The organism is Micrococcus sp. HMSC067E09 (assembly GCF_001812555.1).
Taxonomy (GTDB): domain Bacteria; phylum Actinomycetota; class Actinomycetes; order Actinomycetales; family Micrococcaceae; genus Micrococcus; species Micrococcus lylae.
In genome coordinates, this window is sequence record NZ_KV809412.1 from 1 (window position 1) to 14,562 (window position 14,562).

15 protein-coding genes are annotated in these 14,562 nt (G+C 72.3%); 6 read left to right on the forward strand and 9 right to left on the reverse strand.

Annotation, left to right across the window (positions count from 1 at the left end; genetic code table 11):
• The first annotated feature begins 114 nt into the window (after window positions 1-114).
• Window positions 115-1,641 carry an SDR family oxidoreductase gene (locus HMPREF2863_RS01520; RefSeq protein WP_070637510.1) on the forward strand — a complete coding sequence of 509 codons (1,527 nt, stop codon included), beginning with the start codon at window positions 115-117 and terminating at the stop codon, window positions 1,639-1,641.
• A gap of 100 nt (window positions 1,642-1,741) precedes the next feature.
• Here the strand turns inward: HMPREF2863_RS01520 and HMPREF2863_RS01525 are convergent, their stop codons facing one another.
• Entirely contained in the window at window positions 1,742-2,260 is a 519-nt protein-coding gene (locus HMPREF2863_RS01525) for a hypothetical protein (protein ID WP_070637496.1), read from the reverse strand.
• A 327-nt stretch (window positions 2,261-2,587) separates the two neighbouring features.
• Between HMPREF2863_RS01525 and idi the strand changes: the two genes are divergently transcribed.
• Window positions 2,588-3,217 (forward strand): isopentenyl-diphosphate Delta-isomerase, encoded by a 630-nt coding sequence (idi, locus tag HMPREF2863_RS01530; protein ID WP_082739819.1) that lies wholly within the window; start codon window positions 2,588-2,590, stop codon window positions 3,215-3,217.
• Window positions 3,218-3,283: 66 nt separating this feature from the next.
• On the opposite strand, the gene trxA is transcribed toward idi, so the two are convergent.
• The 3 genes from trxA to HMPREF2863_RS11350 form a co-directional block, all read right to left on the reverse strand.
• Window positions 3,284-3,700, reverse strand: a complete 417-nt coding sequence (trxA, locus tag HMPREF2863_RS01535) for a thioredoxin (protein WP_067190655.1) — start codon at window positions 3,698-3,700, stop codon at window positions 3,284-3,286.
• A 255-nt stretch (window positions 3,701-3,955) separates the two neighbouring features.
• Complete coding sequence (locus HMPREF2863_RS01540) at window positions 3,956-4,786, reverse strand: aldo/keto reductase (protein ID WP_070637498.1); 831 nt, start codon at window positions 4,784-4,786, stop codon at window positions 3,956-3,958.
• 24 nt (window positions 4,787-4,810) lie between these two features.
• On the reverse strand, window positions 4,811-4,963 hold the full coding sequence (locus HMPREF2863_RS11350) for a hypothetical protein (RefSeq protein WP_245232161.1): 153 nt from the start codon (window positions 4,961-4,963) through the stop codon (window positions 4,811-4,813).
• A gap of 187 nt (window positions 4,964-5,150) precedes the next feature.
• On the opposite strand from HMPREF2863_RS11350, the gene aroQ reads away from it, so the two are divergent.
• The gene (gene aroQ, locus HMPREF2863_RS01545; RefSeq protein WP_067190659.1) at window positions 5,151-5,615 is read left to right on the forward strand and encodes a type II 3-dehydroquinate dehydratase; all 465 of its coding nucleotides are present in this window, start codon (window positions 5,151-5,153) and stop codon (window positions 5,613-5,615) included.
• Window positions 5,616-5,688: 73 nt separating this feature from the next.
• Here aroQ and HMPREF2863_RS01550 read toward each other — a convergent pair whose 3' ends face one another.
• Window positions 5,689-6,927: a CaiB/BaiF CoA transferase family protein gene (locus tag HMPREF2863_RS01550; RefSeq protein WP_082739820.1), complete on the reverse strand. Its 1,239-nt coding sequence runs from the start codon at window positions 6,925-6,927 to the stop codon at window positions 5,689-5,691.
• Window positions 6,928-7,126: 199 nt separating this feature from the next.
• Between HMPREF2863_RS01550 and HMPREF2863_RS01555 the strand changes: the two genes are divergently transcribed.
• Both HMPREF2863_RS01555 and HMPREF2863_RS01560 read left to right on the forward strand, forming a co-directional pair.
• The gene (locus HMPREF2863_RS01555; RefSeq protein WP_070637500.1) at window positions 7,127-8,065 is read left to right on the forward strand and encodes a LysR family transcriptional regulator; all 939 of its coding nucleotides are present in this window, start codon (window positions 7,127-7,129) and stop codon (window positions 8,063-8,065) included.
• Between the two features lie 324 nt (window positions 8,066-8,389).
• Window positions 8,390-9,601: an acyl-CoA dehydrogenase family protein gene (locus HMPREF2863_RS01560; protein ID WP_245829820.1), complete on the forward strand. Its 1,212-nt coding sequence runs from the start codon at window positions 8,390-8,392 to the stop codon at window positions 9,599-9,601.
• Between the two features lie 116 nt (window positions 9,602-9,717).
• Here the strand turns inward: HMPREF2863_RS01560 and rlmN are convergent, their stop codons facing one another.
• The 4 genes from rlmN to HMPREF2863_RS01580 form a co-directional block, all read right to left on the reverse strand.
• On the reverse strand, window positions 9,718-11,052 hold the full coding sequence (gene rlmN / locus HMPREF2863_RS01565) for a dual-specificity RNA methyltransferase RlmN (RefSeq protein WP_083315149.1): 1,335 nt from the start codon (window positions 11,050-11,052) through the stop codon (window positions 9,718-9,720).
• A 208-nt stretch (window positions 11,053-11,260) separates the two neighbouring features.
• A complete protein-coding gene (locus HMPREF2863_RS01570) occupies window positions 11,261-12,640 on the reverse strand; it encodes an MFS transporter (protein ID WP_070637504.1) in 1,380 nt (459 codons plus the stop codon).
• A 57-nt stretch (window positions 12,641-12,697) separates the two neighbouring features.
• A complete protein-coding gene (locus HMPREF2863_RS01575) occupies window positions 12,698-12,916 on the reverse strand; it encodes a hypothetical protein (protein ID WP_067190667.1) in 219 nt (72 codons plus the stop codon).
• A gap of 43 nt (window positions 12,917-12,959) precedes the next feature.
• A complete protein-coding gene (locus tag HMPREF2863_RS01580; RefSeq protein ID WP_070637506.1) occupies window positions 12,960-13,766 on the reverse strand; it encodes an oxygenase MpaB family protein in 807 nt (268 codons plus the stop codon).
• A gap of 460 nt (window positions 13,767-14,226) precedes the next feature.
• Between HMPREF2863_RS01580 and HMPREF2863_RS01585 the strand changes: the two genes are divergently transcribed.
• Complete coding sequence (locus HMPREF2863_RS01585) at window positions 14,227-14,499, forward strand: three-helix bundle dimerization domain-containing protein (protein WP_070637508.1); 273 nt, start codon at window positions 14,227-14,229, stop codon at window positions 14,497-14,499.
• The last annotated feature ends 63 nt before the right edge of the window (window positions 14,500-14,562 follow it).

The following is a 14,562-nucleotide window of genomic DNA, read 5'->3' on the forward strand; positions in this document are numbered from 1 at the left end:
GTCACCAACGTCATGGCCGAGTACACCTAGAACTCCCCCGCCTGCGTGGTCACAGCGGTGTGGACGCATCCCACCCCTGCCCAAGCCCCTACCGCGAGCCCTAGCGTGTTCGGCATGACCCCTTCCTCTCCCCTCCAGCTCCGCCTCCCCGCCGGCCACGGCCGCCGCGTGCTCGTCACCGGCGCCTCCGGCTACGTGGGCGGCCGTCTCATCCCGGAGCTGCTCGCCGCCGGCTTCACGGTGCGCGCCGCGGCCCGCAACACCGACGCTCTCGCCGACCGCCCCTGGGGCTCCGATGTGGAGATCGTGCGTTGCGACCTCTCCGAGCCCGAGGACGTGCGGGCCGCCATCCAGGACATCCACACGGTCCTCTACCTCGTCCACTCGATGGGCGGCGGGGCCGGCTTCGTGGAGCGCGAGCAGGCCGTCGCGGACACCGTGGCCACCGCCGCGGAGGCCGCCGGCGTGGCCCAGCTGGTCTACCTCTCCGGCCTGCACCCGGACCGGCCCGTGGAGGAGCTCTCGGACCACATGCGCTCCCGCGAGCTCGTGGCCCGCCGCCTCGAGGAGTCCTCCGTCCCCACCCTGACGTTCGAGGCCGGCATCGTGATCGGCTCCGGCTCGACCAGCTTCGAGATGATCCGCCACCTCACCGAGCGGCTGCCCGTCATGCCCGGCCCCTCCTGGCTGGGGAACCGGGTGGAGCCGATCGCGATCCGGGACGTGCTGCACTACCTCGTCCACGCGTGCGCCCTCGAGGCCCCGGTGCAGGCCCGCGGGCAGATCGGCTGCGGCACCCCGCAGACCTTCGCCTCCATGCTCACCGAGTACGCGGAGATCGCCGGGCTCGGACGCCGCCGCGTGATCGCCCTGCCGCTGCCCGCCATGCGCCTGTCCGGCCTCTGGATCGGCCTGGTCACCCCCATCCCGGTGGGCGTGGCCATGCCGTTGGCCGCGTCGCTGGCCGAAGACGCCGTCACGGACGACCACACCGTGGCCGAGATCGTCCCGGACCCCGCCGGAGGCCTCACCTCCTACAAGGAGGCCGTCCGCCGGGCGCTGGCCCGCGAGCAGGAGGGGCCGCTCGAGGTCACCTGGGATGCGGACCAGAGCGTCGGCCGGGACCCGGCCGCTCCCCTGCCCGCGGACCCGGACTGGGCCGGTTCCACCGTCTACACGGACGAGCGGGAGAAGGAGACCGAGCTCTCCCCCGAGCGGCTCTGGCCAGTGATCGAGTCCATCGGCGGCCCGAACGGCTGGTACTCGACCCCGTTCCTGTGGCGGATGCGCGGCTGGATGGACAAGCTGATCGGCGGCCCGGGCCTGGCCCGCGGCCGCCGGGACCCCGAGCACCTGCGCCTGGGCGACCACGTCGACTGGTGGCGCGTGGAGTCCATCGACCGCGGCCGCCTGCTCACCCTGCGCGCCGAGATGCGCGCCGGCGGACGGGCCTGGCTGCAGCTGGGCGTCGAGCGCACGGAGGACGGCTGCGTCTACCGCCAGCGCGCCGTGTTCATGCCCTCCGGGCTGCTCGGCCGCGCCTACTGGACGGCCATCCTGCCCTTCCACGCCCTTGTGTTCCCGTCCATGGCGGAGAACATCGTGGCGGAGGCACGACGACGGCCGCTCCCCTCAGACTGACCCCGCGCCTCCGGTGCGGGCCGGGTCCGGACAGCCGAAGGGCCCGGCCTCTCCGTCAGCGGAGCGGCCGGGCCCTTCGTGTGCGTCAGTGCGGGTCGGCTCAGGCGCCGGCCTCGGCCTGGGCGTCCTCAAGGGTGGTGGACGGATCCACGATCTGGCCTTCCCAGCCGTCGGACACCGCGTACACGAGGCAGTGCTGGGAGCCGTCGGCGGAGTTGCGCAGCTCGGTGGCGGAGACGGTCACGTCGAGCTCCTCGCCGGCCTTCGCGCCGGTGGTGCGGCAGACGGACTCGGTGTCGGTGGTGTCGTCCTCGCCCTTCTCCGGCACGGCCCAGAGGTACTCGGCGTTGTGCTCGCCCTCGCAGTCGACCTTCTCGAAGGTGCCCACGTCGCGGGCGCCCGGATCGTTGGTCAGGCAGTCGCCGGCGGAGAAGGCGACCTCCTCGGCCTGTGGGGCGTCGCCCTCGCCGCCCTCGGACGAGACGGACTCGGACTGGGTGGCCGACTGGTCGGCGGTCTCCTGCTCGGCGTCCTGGGACTCACCGGCGCAGGCGGTCAGGGCGAGCAGGGCGGCGGCGCCGAGGGCGGCGGCGCGTGAGGTGCGGGCGATGCGGGTCATCTCGTCTCTCTTCCGTTCTTCTCTTCGTTCAGCTTCGGTGCATTCACGGTGCGCGTCCTCGCCGGATTCCCCCTGCCGGCGGCGCGCGTGCCCGGGGTCCCGAGCCGGGCACATTGGGCCACTGTACGCTGGATGTGACGGCACACCATCGCGTGGGTGACCTGGGTCACGTCGGCCACGGGTCGCCGTTCGGAAGCCTCGGCACCAGCTCGGACGGCAGCCCCGGCACCAGGTCCGGCGGCCGTGCGGCGCGCCGGCCTCCGCCCAGGTCAGGGCCCAGGACGCCGCCGCCGACCGCCGGGCTCACCGGCCTGACAGAATGACCGCATGACCTCCTGCGCCGCACAGCCCGATCCTGCCGCCGCCGACCCGCACGCCGTTCCGCAGACGTCCGAGCAGGGCGGCACACGGGACGGCCACCGGGACGCGGAGGAGGTCGTCGTGCTCCTGGCCGAGGACGGCACCCCGGCCGGCACCGAGCCGAAGGCCACCGTGCACCGGCACCAGAACGAGGGCACGCCCCTGCACCTGGCCTTCTCCTGCCACGTGTACGGCCCGGACGGCCGGTTCCTGCTGACCCGGCGTGCCCTGGCGAAGAAGACCTTCCCCGGCGTGTGGACCAACGGGTTCTGCGGACACCCGGGCGTGGAGGAGACGCCGGCCGAGGCCGTCGGGCGGCGCGCCGTCCAGGAGCTGGGCGTGCCGGTGCACTCCGTGGAGCCGGTGCTGCCGGACTTCCGCTACCGCGCGGTGGACGCCGCCGGCGTGGAGGAGAACGAGATCTGCCCGGTGTTCCGGGCGCAGACGGACGGCGACCCCGCCCCGGTGTGGGACGAGGTCGCCGAATGGGAGTGGGTGCAGGTCGCGGACCTCACCGCCGCCCTGGCCGCCGTGCCCGCCGCGTTCAGCCCGTGGCTGGCGCAGCAGTGGCGGCAGGGGGCCTTCGAGGGGCGCTGAGGCAGCCCCGGCGCAGGGCCGCACCGCCACGACGACGGCTGCTCCCCTTTCAGAGCGCCGCGCGCCTCAGGCCTGCGGCTGACCGCCCTGGGCCTGACCACCCTGGGCGGCGGCGTCGTTCTTCGCCGCCTGCTCCGCGGCCATGCGACGGACCTCCTCGATGTCCAGGCCCTTGACCTGCTGCACGAGGTCCTCCAGGGCAGGAGCCGGGAGGGCGCCGGGCTGGGAGAAGACGAGCACGCCGCCACGGAATGCCATGAGGGTTGGGATCGAGGTGATGCCGGCCATCGCGGCCAGCTGCTGCTGGTCCTCGGTGTCCACCTTCACGAAGGCGACGTCGTCATGCTGCTCGGAGGCGGCCTCGAAGACCGGGGCGAACTGCTTGCAGGGGCCGCACCACTCGGCCCAGAAGTCCACCAGGACGGTGTCGTTCTCGGCGATGGTCTGCTGGAAGGACTCGAGGGTCAGGTCGGTGGTGGCCATGGCAGGGATCCTTTCGGACGGGTTCTCGCCGGCGTCCGCCGCGGACGCGGTCACGGTCCGGCGCGTTCTGTCAGGCGGCAACAGGATGCCCCGCCCGGTCTATTCCAAGGCTGACGGACGACGGCCCCGGATGCCCCCCGGTTCAGCGCCCGACGTATTCCGTCCGTCCACCCGGCAGGCGGCTTCCCGACGACGGCCGCCCACCTCCGGCGTCCGCTCGCCTCCGTCCGCGGCACCGGAGCGCGGCGGCGCTCCTCAGATCCCGAACTCGAGCGGGTCCTGGCGGGCTGGCCGCCCGGAGTCCGCGGCGTCCACGGCCGCCAGCTCGTCTGCGGTGAGCTCGAGCTCCAGGGAGGCGAGGTTCTCGGCCAGGTGCGCGGCGGAGCTGGAGCGCGGGATGGCCACGCGCCCGGACTGCCGGTGCCAAGCCAGCAGCACCTGCGCGGGGGTGGCCCCGTGCGCCGCGGCGGCTGCGGTCACGGCCGGCACCTCGAACGGCTTCCCGCCGCGTCCCAGCGGCGTGTGGGCCACCACGGCGGCACCGTGGGCGCGCGTCGCCTCTTGGACGGACCGCTGCTGGACCAGGGCGTCCACCTGGATCTGGTTCACCGCCGCCTGCAGGCCGTCGGCCGCGAGGGTCTCGAGGTGCTCGGACAGGAAGTTGGACACGCCCCAGGAGGCGGCCGGGCCGTCGTCGCCGACCATGCCGGCGAGCGCTGCGGCGGTCTGGCGGAAGGTTCCCTCCTGCGCGGTGCGCCAGGGATTCGGCCAGTGGATGAGCACAAGATCCACACGGTCCAGGCCGAGCCGCTCGAGCGAGCCCTCCAGCGAGGCTCGGACCCGGTCCGCGGGGCCGAAGGCGTCCGCGGTGAGCTTGGTGGTCACCTGCACCGCCTCCCGCGGCACTCCGGCAGCACGCAGGGCGGCCCCCACCACGGCCTCGTTGCCGTAGGCCTGGGCGGTGTCCAGGTGCCGGTATCCCAGTGCCAGGGCGCGTTCGATCGCGGCCTGCCCCTCGGGTCCGGTGAGCTTGTAGGTCCCCAGTCCGAGGGCTGGAAGGGCTGTGGCCGGCACGGAGTTCTCCATGCCGGCCACAGTAGCTGCCGGGGATCAGGCGATGCCGAGGAAGGTGACCGCACCGATCACCACGGCGGTGACGATCACCGGCGCCACGATCGTGACCATGCCGACGTCCTTGTAGGACTCGCGGTGGGTCATCCCGCAGACCATGAGCAGGGTGATGACCGCACCGTTGTGGGGCATCGAGTCCAGGCCGCCGGAGGGCGAGCCGGTGATGCCGATGGCCGGTGCGGTGGATGTGGCGGATGGACTCCCCGACGACGACCGGTCACCTGCGTGCGGAAGGTGCAGGACCGTCGTCGGGAAGCGCGCTGGGCCGGCGTCGAGAAGCGGGCGCGGTGCCCGGCGGCGACCGCACTAAGCTGGCGGCATGAGCCTCGCCTCCCTGCTGATCCTCAACGGCCCGAACCTCAACCTGCTCGGCACGCGCGAGCCGGAGAAGTACGGCACGCAGACGCTCGCCGACGTGGAGGCGCTGGCCGCCGAGACCGCCGCGCGGTTCGGATGGACGGTCGAGTGCCGGCAGTCCAACCACGAGGGGCAGCTCATCGACTGGATCCACGAGGCGCGCGGCAAGCACGCGGGAATCGTGCTGAACCCGGGCGCCTACAGCCACACCTCGGTGGCGATCCGCGACGCCCTCAGCGCGGTCGAGCTGCCCGTGGTGGAGGTGCACCTGACGAACATCCACGCCCGTGAGGAGTTCCGCCACCACTCCTACATCTCCGGCGTGGCCGTGGCCGTGCTGTGCGGCACCGGCGTGCAGGGATACGCGTACGCCGTGGACCGCCTGGCCCGGCTGGGCGGGGCTACCGAGCAGCGCGTCACCGGATAATCGACGGTTCGTCACCAGATCGCAGAGATTCTCCGCGGTCCTGTGACGAACCGTCGATTATCAGCCCGGGCCGTCAGCCCTCGCAGTCCGCGCCCCTGCCCTCGAGCCAGGCGAGGACGGCCTCGCGGTCCTCGTCCAGGTGCGGCGGGGCCTTCACGTGCCGCGCCGGGGTGCGGGAGTAGTCCACGGGGTGGCGCACGGTCGGCACCCCGCCGGCGTCCGCCACCGGGTCCAGCCCCAGCTTCTCCGCGTACGCGATGCCCTCGTCCACGCCGAGGATGGGCGCGCACGGCACCCCGACCTCCACGAGCTCGTCCTGCCACTGCTGCGCGTCCCGCTCGCCGAGGCGCCCCACCATCAGTGCCCGCAGCTCGTCGCGGTTCTCGTTGCGGGCGGACATGGTGGCGAACTTCTCGTCCTGCGCCAGCTCCGGCATCCCCAGCACCTCAGCCAGGCGGGCGAACTGGCGGTCATTGCCGACCGAGATGATCAGGTCCGTGTCCCGGCAGGCGAAGGGGCCGTAGGGGAACAGGCTGGGATGGTCGTTGCCCATGCGCCGCGGCACGGCACCGCCGGCCACGTAGGCGGAGGTCTGGTTGACCAGGCCGGACAGGGCGGTCATGAACAGGTTGAGCTCCACGTGCTGGCCCCTGCCGGAGCCCTCGCGCTCGCGCAGCGCGGCCAGGATCGCCACGGCGCAGTGCAGTCCGGTCATCACGTCCATCATCGCCACACCGCCCTTCTGCGGCGGGCCGTCCGTCTCGCCGGTGAGGGACATGAACCCGGAGACGCCCTGGACGAGCATGTCGTAGCCGGGCAGGTGCGCGCCTGCGGCCGTGCCGAAGCCGGTGATGGAGGCGTGCACCAGGTGCGGCCAGCGCTCGGCCACGGAGTCCGCGTCCAGCCCGTACTTGGCCAGGCCGCCGGGCTTGAAGTTCTCCACCAGCACATCGGCCTCGCCCACGATCCGGTGCACCAGCTCCAGCTGCTCCGGGTCCTTCATGTCCAGGGCGATGGAGTGCTTGTTGCGGTTCGCGGACATGAAGTACGTGGACATGTCCCCGTGCACGGGGGGCCGCCAGGTGCGGGTGTCGTCCCCGCCGGGCGACTCCACCTTGATGACGGTCGCGCCCAGGTCCGCGAGCAGCATGGTGCAGTACGGTCCGGCGAGCACCCGGGACAGGTCCGCCACCACGATCCCCGCCAGCGGTCCGGTGCCGTCCCCGGTGAGCCCGCTCGCGTCCGCCGGCCCCGTGCCGTCCGTCCCGACGACGGCCGCCTCGCCGCCGTCCTGTCCGGTCGCCTTCTGCATGCCTCGCCTCCTGGAAGTCCCTCGACGGCGGGCCGGGCACACTGCCGGGCACACCGCGTCCTTCGCTCCAGCAGACCACCGCCGCGGTCTCACGTCCAATAGCCGATCCGCACCGATTGTTACCCTCGGCGCATAGATCGCCGCGGCGCCCCGCCCAGCCTGGTCGCCCCGGCGCCCCGCCAGGCAGGAGGAGCATCCCATGGACGTCCGCGAGGCCCACGCGTTCCTGGCCGTGGCCGAGGAGCTGCACTTCGGACGTGCGGCCGAGCGCCTGCACATCGCGCAGCCGCCGCTGTCCCGCACCATCCGCAACCTGGAGCGCGCCTACGGCACCGCCCTGTTCGACCGCACCACCCGCACCGTCTCCCTCACCCCCGCCGGCCGCGCCCTCCTGCCGGCCGCGCAGCGCCTCGCCGACGCCGCCGCAGACGTGGACCGCGTCATGGCGGACGTGGCGGCCGGACGCACCGGCCGCATCCGCCTGGGCTTCGCCAGCACCTCGAACCACCGGCACGTCGGCCGTCTGGCCCGCCGGGTCAAGGCCGACCACCCGGGCCTGGCCCTCGAACTGCACTCGGCGCAGTTCTCCCACCAGGGCTTCTCCCGTGTGATGGACGGCCGCCTGGACCTGGCGATCGGCCGCTGGGACCACCTGCCGCCGGAGCTGGACTCGGTGCTGCTGCGCCGGGAAGAGGTCCTCATCGCCCTGCCCGCGGACCACCGCCTCGCCCACCGGGACGAGGTCGCGTTCGCCGAGCTCGCGGACGAGGACTGGATCGTCCTGCCCACCGGCGTCAGCGCGGCCCTGCACCACCGCTTCACCTCGCTGTCCCTCTCGGCCGGCGTGATCCCGCGCGTGACAGAGACGGCCCCGGACTCCTGGACCATGCTCGTGCTCGTGGCCGCCGGCAACGGCGTCGGCTTCAGCATGGAGACCGTCCGGGACAACGCCCACCACGAGTCCGGCGTCCGGTTCGTCCGCCTCTCCGGCCCGGCGAACCCCATGGACATGCGCATGATCTGGCGCCGGGACCACGACTCCGCCGCCCTGCGCTCCGTCGTCAAGGCGTCCGTGGAGGTCTTCCAGGAGCACGACGACGGCTCCCCCGCCTCCGCCTCGCCCGGCACCGGAGGCTGAACCGTGCCGGTTCGGGGCGTCTGCCCCGCCTCCGCCTCGCTCGGCGCCGGGGGCTGAACCCCCGCCTCACCTTCTCGGCCACACTCGAGGGCGGCGCGATTCAGACTAGAATGATCTGACCGACCCCCGATCGGGACATGAGGTGACGTCAGCGGCGAGCGGGCACCCCACCGACGCCCACCGGCGGAGGTGCGGGAGCCGTCGTCGTGCCTGTTTCCCTGTCAGCGCCGGATGCGCGCACCTAGAGTGGCTGTGAGACCACCCGTGCGGCAGCAGCCGCCGCCCCTGCCAGGAGGAACCGTGCCCAAGCACCCCACCGACATCATGAACATCGAGGCCCTCCTCAGCCCCGAGGAGATCGCCGTTCGAGACAGGGTCGCCGAGTTCGTGGACCGCCGTGTCCGCCCGAACATCGGCCAGTGGTTCGAGGACGCCGTCCTCCCCCTCGAGCTCATCCCCGAGATGGCCGAGCTCGGCCTGTTCGGCATGCACCTGGAGGGCTACGGCTGCGCAGGCCGCACCGCCACCGAGTACGGCATCGCCATGCAGGAGATGGAGGCCGGCGACTCCGGTCTGCGCACCGTCGTCTCCGTGCAGGGCTCGCTCGCCATGTCCTCGATCCACAAGCACGGATCCGAGGAGCAGAAGAACGAGTGGCTGCCGAAGATGGCCCAGGGCGAGGCCATCGGCTTCTTCGGCCTCACCGAGCCGACCGCCGGCTCCGACCCGGCCTCCATGGTCACCCGCGCCCGCCTCGAAGGCGACGAGTGGGTCATCGACGGCGCCAAGCGCTGGATCGGCCTGGCCTCCGTGGCCCAGCTCGGCGTGGTCTGGGCGAAGGTCTCCAACGAGGACGTCGCCGCCGCGGACACCGCCGGAGCCCTGGGCCTGGAGATCAAGGACGGCAAGGACGGCGAGACCGTCCGCGGTTTCATCGTGCCGACCGACACCGAAGGCTTCACCGCCACCCCCATCACCCAGAAGCTCTCCATGCGAGCCTCGCTGCAGTGCGACCTGACGTTCGAGGGCATGCGCCTGCCGCTCAACGCGATCCTGCCGAAGAACCCCGGCCTGCGTGGTCCCTTCATGTGCCTGTCCGAGGCCCGCTACGGCATCGCCTGGGGTGCCATGGGCGCCGCCCGCGACTCCATCGAGCAGGCCATCGCCTACTCGAGCGAGCGCCTCCAGTTCGGCAAGCCGCTCTCCGCCTACCAGCTGACCCAGAAGAAGCTCACGGACATGACCGCCGGCCTGCAGACCGGCCAGCTGCTGGCCCTGCAGCTGGGCCGTGCGAAGGACGCCGGCACCCTCACCCCGGCCATGATCTCGCTGGCGAAGCTGAACAACTGCCGCACTGCGATCGAGATCTGCCGCGAGGCCCGCACCATCCTCGGCGGCAACGGCATCACCGGCGACTACTCCCCGCTGCGCCACGCCAACAACCTCGAGTCCGTGCGCACCTACGAGGGCACCGACGAGGTCCACACCCTGATCGTGGGCCAGACCCTCACCGGCGAGGCGGCCTTCCGCGGCTGAGCCGGAGCACGCCCGGCCACAATGACCCCGGCACATGCGTTTTGAGGGCGCAACACGGGGTTGAGATTGCAACTCAACGCCGTGTTGTGCCCTCAAAACGCAGGTGGGAGGCCGCCTCAGGAGGCCGAGGTGCCCTCCGCGGCCTGCCCTGCCTCGCCGGCCTGCCCTGCCTCGCCGGCCTGCTCCACCGCGACCTTCTCCGCAGCGGCCTCGTCGTCGCCGTCGGCGGCGAGCTGGCCACAGGCGCCGTCGATCTCCTTGCCGCGGGTATCGCGGAGGGTACACGGGATGCCGGCGTCCTCCAGGCGCTGCACGAACTCGCGCATCACGTCCGGCTCGGAGGACGTCCAGATGGAGCCCGGGGTCGGGTTCAGCGGGATCGGATTCACGTGCACCCAGCCGCGTCCCCGGGCGTTGAGCTTCTTCGCCAGCAGGTCGGCGCGCCACGGGTGGTCGTTCATGTCCTTGATGAGCGCGTACTCGATGGACACGCGGCGGCCGGTGGCCTGGAAGTACTCGTAGGCCGCGTCGATCGCCTCATCCGCCTTCCAGCGGGAGTTCACAGGGATGAGCTCGTCGCGCAGCTCGTCGTCCGGGGCGTGCAGGGACAGCGCGAAGGTCACCGGGACCTTCTCCTGCGCGAGCTTCCTGATGGCCGGCACCAGCCCCACCGTGGAGACGGTGATGTTACGGGCGGACATGCCCAAGCCCTCCGGAGCCGGGTCCACCATGCGGTGCACGGCGGCCATGAGGCGCTTGTAGTTCGCCAGCGGCTCCCCCATGCCCATGAACACGATGTTCGTGACGCGCTCGGCGTTGTGTCCCTTCTTCTGCAGGCCACCCAGGTCTCCGGCGGCGATCACCTGGTTGGCGCGGACCACCTGCTCCACGATCTCCGCGGCGGACATGTTCCGGGTCAGGCCGTTCTGGCCGGTGGCGCAGAACGGGCAGTTCATGCCGCAGCCGCACTGCGAGGACACGCAGAGCGTGACGCGGCCCGGGTAGCGCATGAGCACGGACTCCACGAGCGCGCCGTCGAACAGGCGCCAGAGGAACTTGATGGTGGCGCCGTCGTCCGTCTTGAGGCGGCGCACCTCGGTGAGCAGCGGAGGGAAGAACGCCTCGGCGATCTGCGCACGCTTGTCCTTGGGCAGGTCGGTCATCTGCTCCGGGTCCGTGGTGTGGCGCTCGAAGTAGTGCACCGAGAGCTGCTTGGCGCGGAACGCCGGCAGGCCGATCTCCTTGGCCTTGGCCTGACGCTCCTCCAGGGTCATGTCGGCGAGGTGCTGCGGGGGCTGCTTCACGCGCGGCTGCTTGAACTGCAGCAGCGGGCGGCCCTCGGCGTCGGCGGCCTGGGTCCAGCCCTCGGCCTGGGGCAGCACCTGGGGGCGCTCGGCGGATGCGGCGCTGCGGGTGCGGGGGTTCGGGCGGCGGGGGCTCTTTTCACTCATCTCGGCCATTGTCCCATCCCGGGGCGGGCACGGTCAGGTGCCGCCGGTCACGGGCAACTGCACCCCCGCTGCGCTTTCGCTCGCGAAAGGGGAGGCAGGCCCAGCGCTTTCGCTCGCGAAAGGGGAGGCGGAAGCCCACGGCCGCTTCCCCTTTCGCTAGCGAAAACGACGAGGTCTCCAGCAACGACGTCCGGGGCCGGACCCGCCGCTACTCCCGCACGTGCACGGTCCTGTCCCGCCCGGCCAGGTATCCGAACACCGCCGCCAGCGTCCCGGTGCACGCGAACAGCACGGCCGCCGGCACATAGGAGCCCGTCACGGCGAACAGCTGCCCCACCAGGAACGTCCCCGACGAGCCGAGCGTGTACCCGACGCCCTGCATCATCCCGGACAGCCTGGACGCCATGGACGCGGTCGCTGTGCGCAGCCCGATCATCGTCAGCGCCACCGCGGTCAGCGCCCCCTGCCCGACGCCGAGCATCGCCGCCCACACGCCCATCGCACCCATCGGCCCGAGGATCACCAGCACGAACCCCGCCCCCGTCAGCACCGCCGCGGCCACGGCCAGCCAGGACTGCCGCCGCATCCGGGCCGCCAGGATCGGCGCCACCAGCGACCCGGCCACCTGCAGCATGATCGACGCCGCAACCACCGACCCGGCAGCCCCGGCCTCCATCCCCCGGTGCCGCAGGATCGGCGCCATCCACGCGAACACCGCGAACGAGCTCATCGCCTGCGCGGCCATCATCAGCGTCAGCCACCAGGCGGTCCGGGACCGGAACGGGCTCGCCTCCCGCTCCGGGTGGGGCACGACGACGGCACCGGCCTCCGCCTGTCCGCTCGCCTGGCCATCGTGGTCGGCGGGGCGCGCCCCGCCGGCTCCCACGGAGCCGGCCGACGACACGGTGCGGGGTCCGGCGGAGGTGCGGGGCCGTCGTCGGGAAGACGCGGGGTCCGGGCGGTGGACGCGGCCGACCAGGCCGCGCATGGACCACAGGGCAGGGGCGATCACGATCAGGACCAGGAGCGCGAAACCGGCCCAGGCGCCGAGGGCGAGGCGGACGTCCCCGAGCGCGCCGAGCAGCGGCTGGGTGAAAGCGGCGCCGAGCGCGGCGGACGCGCAGATGGTCATGGTGTAGATGCCGCTCATCAGCCCGATGCTGGAGGGGAAGTCCATCTTCACGATCACCGGCAGGACCACGTTGCCCACGGAGATGCCCAGGGCCGCGGCAAGGGTGCCGAACCAGAGGGGCCAGAGGGCGTCGCCGGTGGGGAGGGACCGGATGCCCAGGCCTGCCGCAATGAGGACGAGGCCGACGGCGAGCGCGGACCAGGTGCCCCAGCGTCGGGCGAGCAGGGGGACGAGCGGGGCCGCGAGCCCGACGACCGTGACCGGCAGCGCCGAGATCAGCGCGACGGCGACGGGACCCATGCCGGTCAGAGCCGTCCACTCGGACAGGACCGCGGCGAAGGAGGAGAAGACCGTGCGCAGGTTCAGCGCGATCAGCACCACGCACGCGATCAGGTAGACGGTGAACGCGGTGGAGCGACGGCTCGGCCACAGGGCGTCAGGGATGTTCGCGTTCACAGGGACCAGGGTAGACCCGAGCCCTCACCGACGTTGTCCCTCGCGAAACGGGAGGGGTCAGCCGTCGTCGGGGCGGCGCCGAGTCTGCCGTCCGGCGCGGGCCTTGGCCCGACGGTGGGCCGGCGAGTTGCCGACGATCAGGCCCGGACGGCTGCGCATGTCCTTGCGCTCGATGATGCGCTCCATGGGCGCGCGCAGGACGGCCCGCACGATGAACGGCATCGCGATCAGCGCGAGGACCATGAGGCCGACGACGACCCATTCCGTGGTGCTCATGCGTGTCATCCTCCCAGATCGGCCGGGAGGTCGGCCGGCGCGCTCAACGCCGCAGTGTGCGCAGGATCCAGCGGGCCACGCTTGTCTGCAGTGCCTCCGGCAGGCGCCGGTACACGGGTGCGGCCACGGCCCAGATGCGCGCCTCGCGGCGGGAGTCACGGCCGGTCCACCCCCAGCCGAGCCCGGTGCGGACGGGTGCCGGCAGCAGCCCGGCGGTGAGCAGCCTCGCCAGGGGCAGGGCGGCGCGCAACGGCGGTGACAGGCCCTGCCCGGAGAAGAGGTCGGCGGCGATGGCGCGGACTTCGGGGGTGATCTCCAGCCCGGCCATCTGCAAGTCCCAGTAGGCGTCGAAGGCGGTGCGGTCGGCCGGCCAGCGCTCCTCCGCGACGCCGAGCGAGGTCGCCAGGGACGCGTACTCCCGGTACATCCGCTCCGCCTGGTCGGCTGGGAGCGTGCCCCAGACGCGGTGGCGCACCTGCTCCCCGGCCCAGTAGAGGGTGGCGGCGACCCAAAGTTGGGCGTCGGGGTCGAAGGCCGAATACGCCCGGCCCTGTGCGTCCAGCCCGCGGACGGGAGCGTGCGCGCGGTGGACGTGTCCCAGCACCTTCCTGCGTGCGAACTGTGCCTCCGGCAGCACGGCCACGCAGATGTACTGCAGGGTGTGCCGCAGCCGGGCGATCGGGTCCTCGGTGAACCGCGAGTGCGCGGCTACTCCCGCCCCCACCCGGTGGTCCGCCACCTGCAGCAGGATCGCCGCCCCGGCCCCGGCGAGCATGACCGACTGCCGAGCGACCTCCGCCGCCGTGCGCGGCGACGGTGCTGGACGCAGGAGGGGACGCAGCGAGGTCATGGCTCCATCGTCGCAGGGCGTGCGGCCGGCGGTGGAGGGCCTCCCCTTTCGCGAGCGACGACGAGCGGGGTGGCTGGGCACAGGGGCCGCGCGGCCGACGGCGCCCGGAGGGTGGCCCCGACCCGCGCTCGAGTGAACGTCCGGTGAACCGCTCATGGGCAGTTCCGTTCACCTTGTGTTCACCTCAGTTCACCATCGACCGTCCCGCCAGAAACCGCGGAATCGCGCCGATTCCTCGCCACCCGCCTGCCACGCACTGTGACCCCCGCCATGCCGACCGCCCTGTCCACACTTGCTTTTCACCCCGTTCCGCGTATCCTTGGTTTAGGAGTTGTTCACCTTTCGTTCACCTTCCCGAACGGAGAGCGAACCAGAACCGAAGATTTCCCGGCGGACCGCTTCCCCGAACGTCCGCCCCGAGACGCCGGACCCGTCCGGCACGCAAAGGAGGTGCTCGCACATGAGCATCAACACCACCGAGTACCGCGAGGCCCTGCCCACCCAGCCGAACCCCGTCCTGCTGCGCCGCGTGATGACCCGCGTCGAGAACGACCTGGTCGCCCGCCACGCCGCCACCCTCGGCGAGGCCACCGTCCGTTCGACCTTCCGTGAGGTCGTCGACGAGTTCAAGGCCACCGCCCGCCTGTACCACTTCATGCCGACCCTCACCGAGCACGACGCCGAGCGCCGCCTCCGCGAGATGGAGGAGGACGTGGAGCTGGCGGCCGCCTGATCCCGGAGGACCGCCCAGGCTTCCCGACGACGGCGGGGCACCTTCCGCACGGAAGGTGCCCCG

Coding starts and splice junctions, on each gene's coding strand:
- HMPREF2863_RS01525 (WP_070637496.1), bottom strand. CDS start 2,260: ATGACCCGCATCGCCCGCACCTCACGCGCCGCCGCCCTCGGCGCCGCC.
- HMPREF2863_RS01575 (WP_067190667.1), bottom strand. CDS start 12,916: ATGAGCACCACGGAATGGGTCGTCGTCGGCCTCATGGTCCTCGCGCTG.
- HMPREF2863_RS11350 (WP_245232161.1), bottom strand. CDS start 4,963: ATGCCCCACAACGGTGCGGTCATCACCCTGCTCATGGTCTGCGGGATG.
- HMPREF2863_RS01520 (WP_070637510.1), top strand. CDS start 115: ATGACCCCTTCCTCTCCCCTCCAGCTCCGCCTCCCCGCCGGCCACGGC.
- idi (WP_082739819.1), top strand. CDS start 2,588: ATGACCTCCTGCGCCGCACAGCCCGATCCTGCCGCCGCCGACCCGCAC.
- HMPREF2863_RS01540 (WP_070637498.1), bottom strand. CDS start 4,786: ATGGAGAACTCCGTGCCGGCCACAGCCCTTCCAGCCCTCGGACTGGGG.
- HMPREF2863_RS01555 (WP_070637500.1), top strand. CDS start 7,127: ATGGACGTCCGCGAGGCCCACGCGTTCCTGGCCGTGGCCGAGGAGCTG.
- aroQ (WP_067190659.1), top strand. CDS start 5,151: ATGAGCCTCGCCTCCCTGCTGATCCTCAACGGCCCGAACCTCAACCTG.
- HMPREF2863_RS01560 (WP_245829820.1), top strand. CDS start 8,390: ATGAACATCGAGGCCCTCCTCAGCCCCGAGGAGATCGCCGTTCGAGAC.
- HMPREF2863_RS01550 (WP_082739820.1), bottom strand. CDS start 6,927: ATGCAGAAGGCGACCGGACAGGACGGCGGCGAGGCGGCCGTCGTCGGG.
- trxA (WP_067190655.1), bottom strand. CDS start 3,700: ATGGCCACCACCGACCTGACCCTCGAGTCCTTCCAGCAGACCATCGCC.
- rlmN (WP_083315149.1), bottom strand. CDS start 11,052: ATGAGTGAAAAGAGCCCCCGCCGCCCGAACCCCCGCACCCGCAGCGCC.
- HMPREF2863_RS01585 (WP_070637508.1), top strand. CDS start 14,227: ATGAGCATCAACACCACCGAGTACCGCGAGGCCCTGCCCACCCAGCCG.
- HMPREF2863_RS01580 (WP_070637506.1), bottom strand. CDS start 13,766: ATGACCTCGCTGCGTCCCCTCCTGCGTCCAGCACCGTCGCCGCGCACG.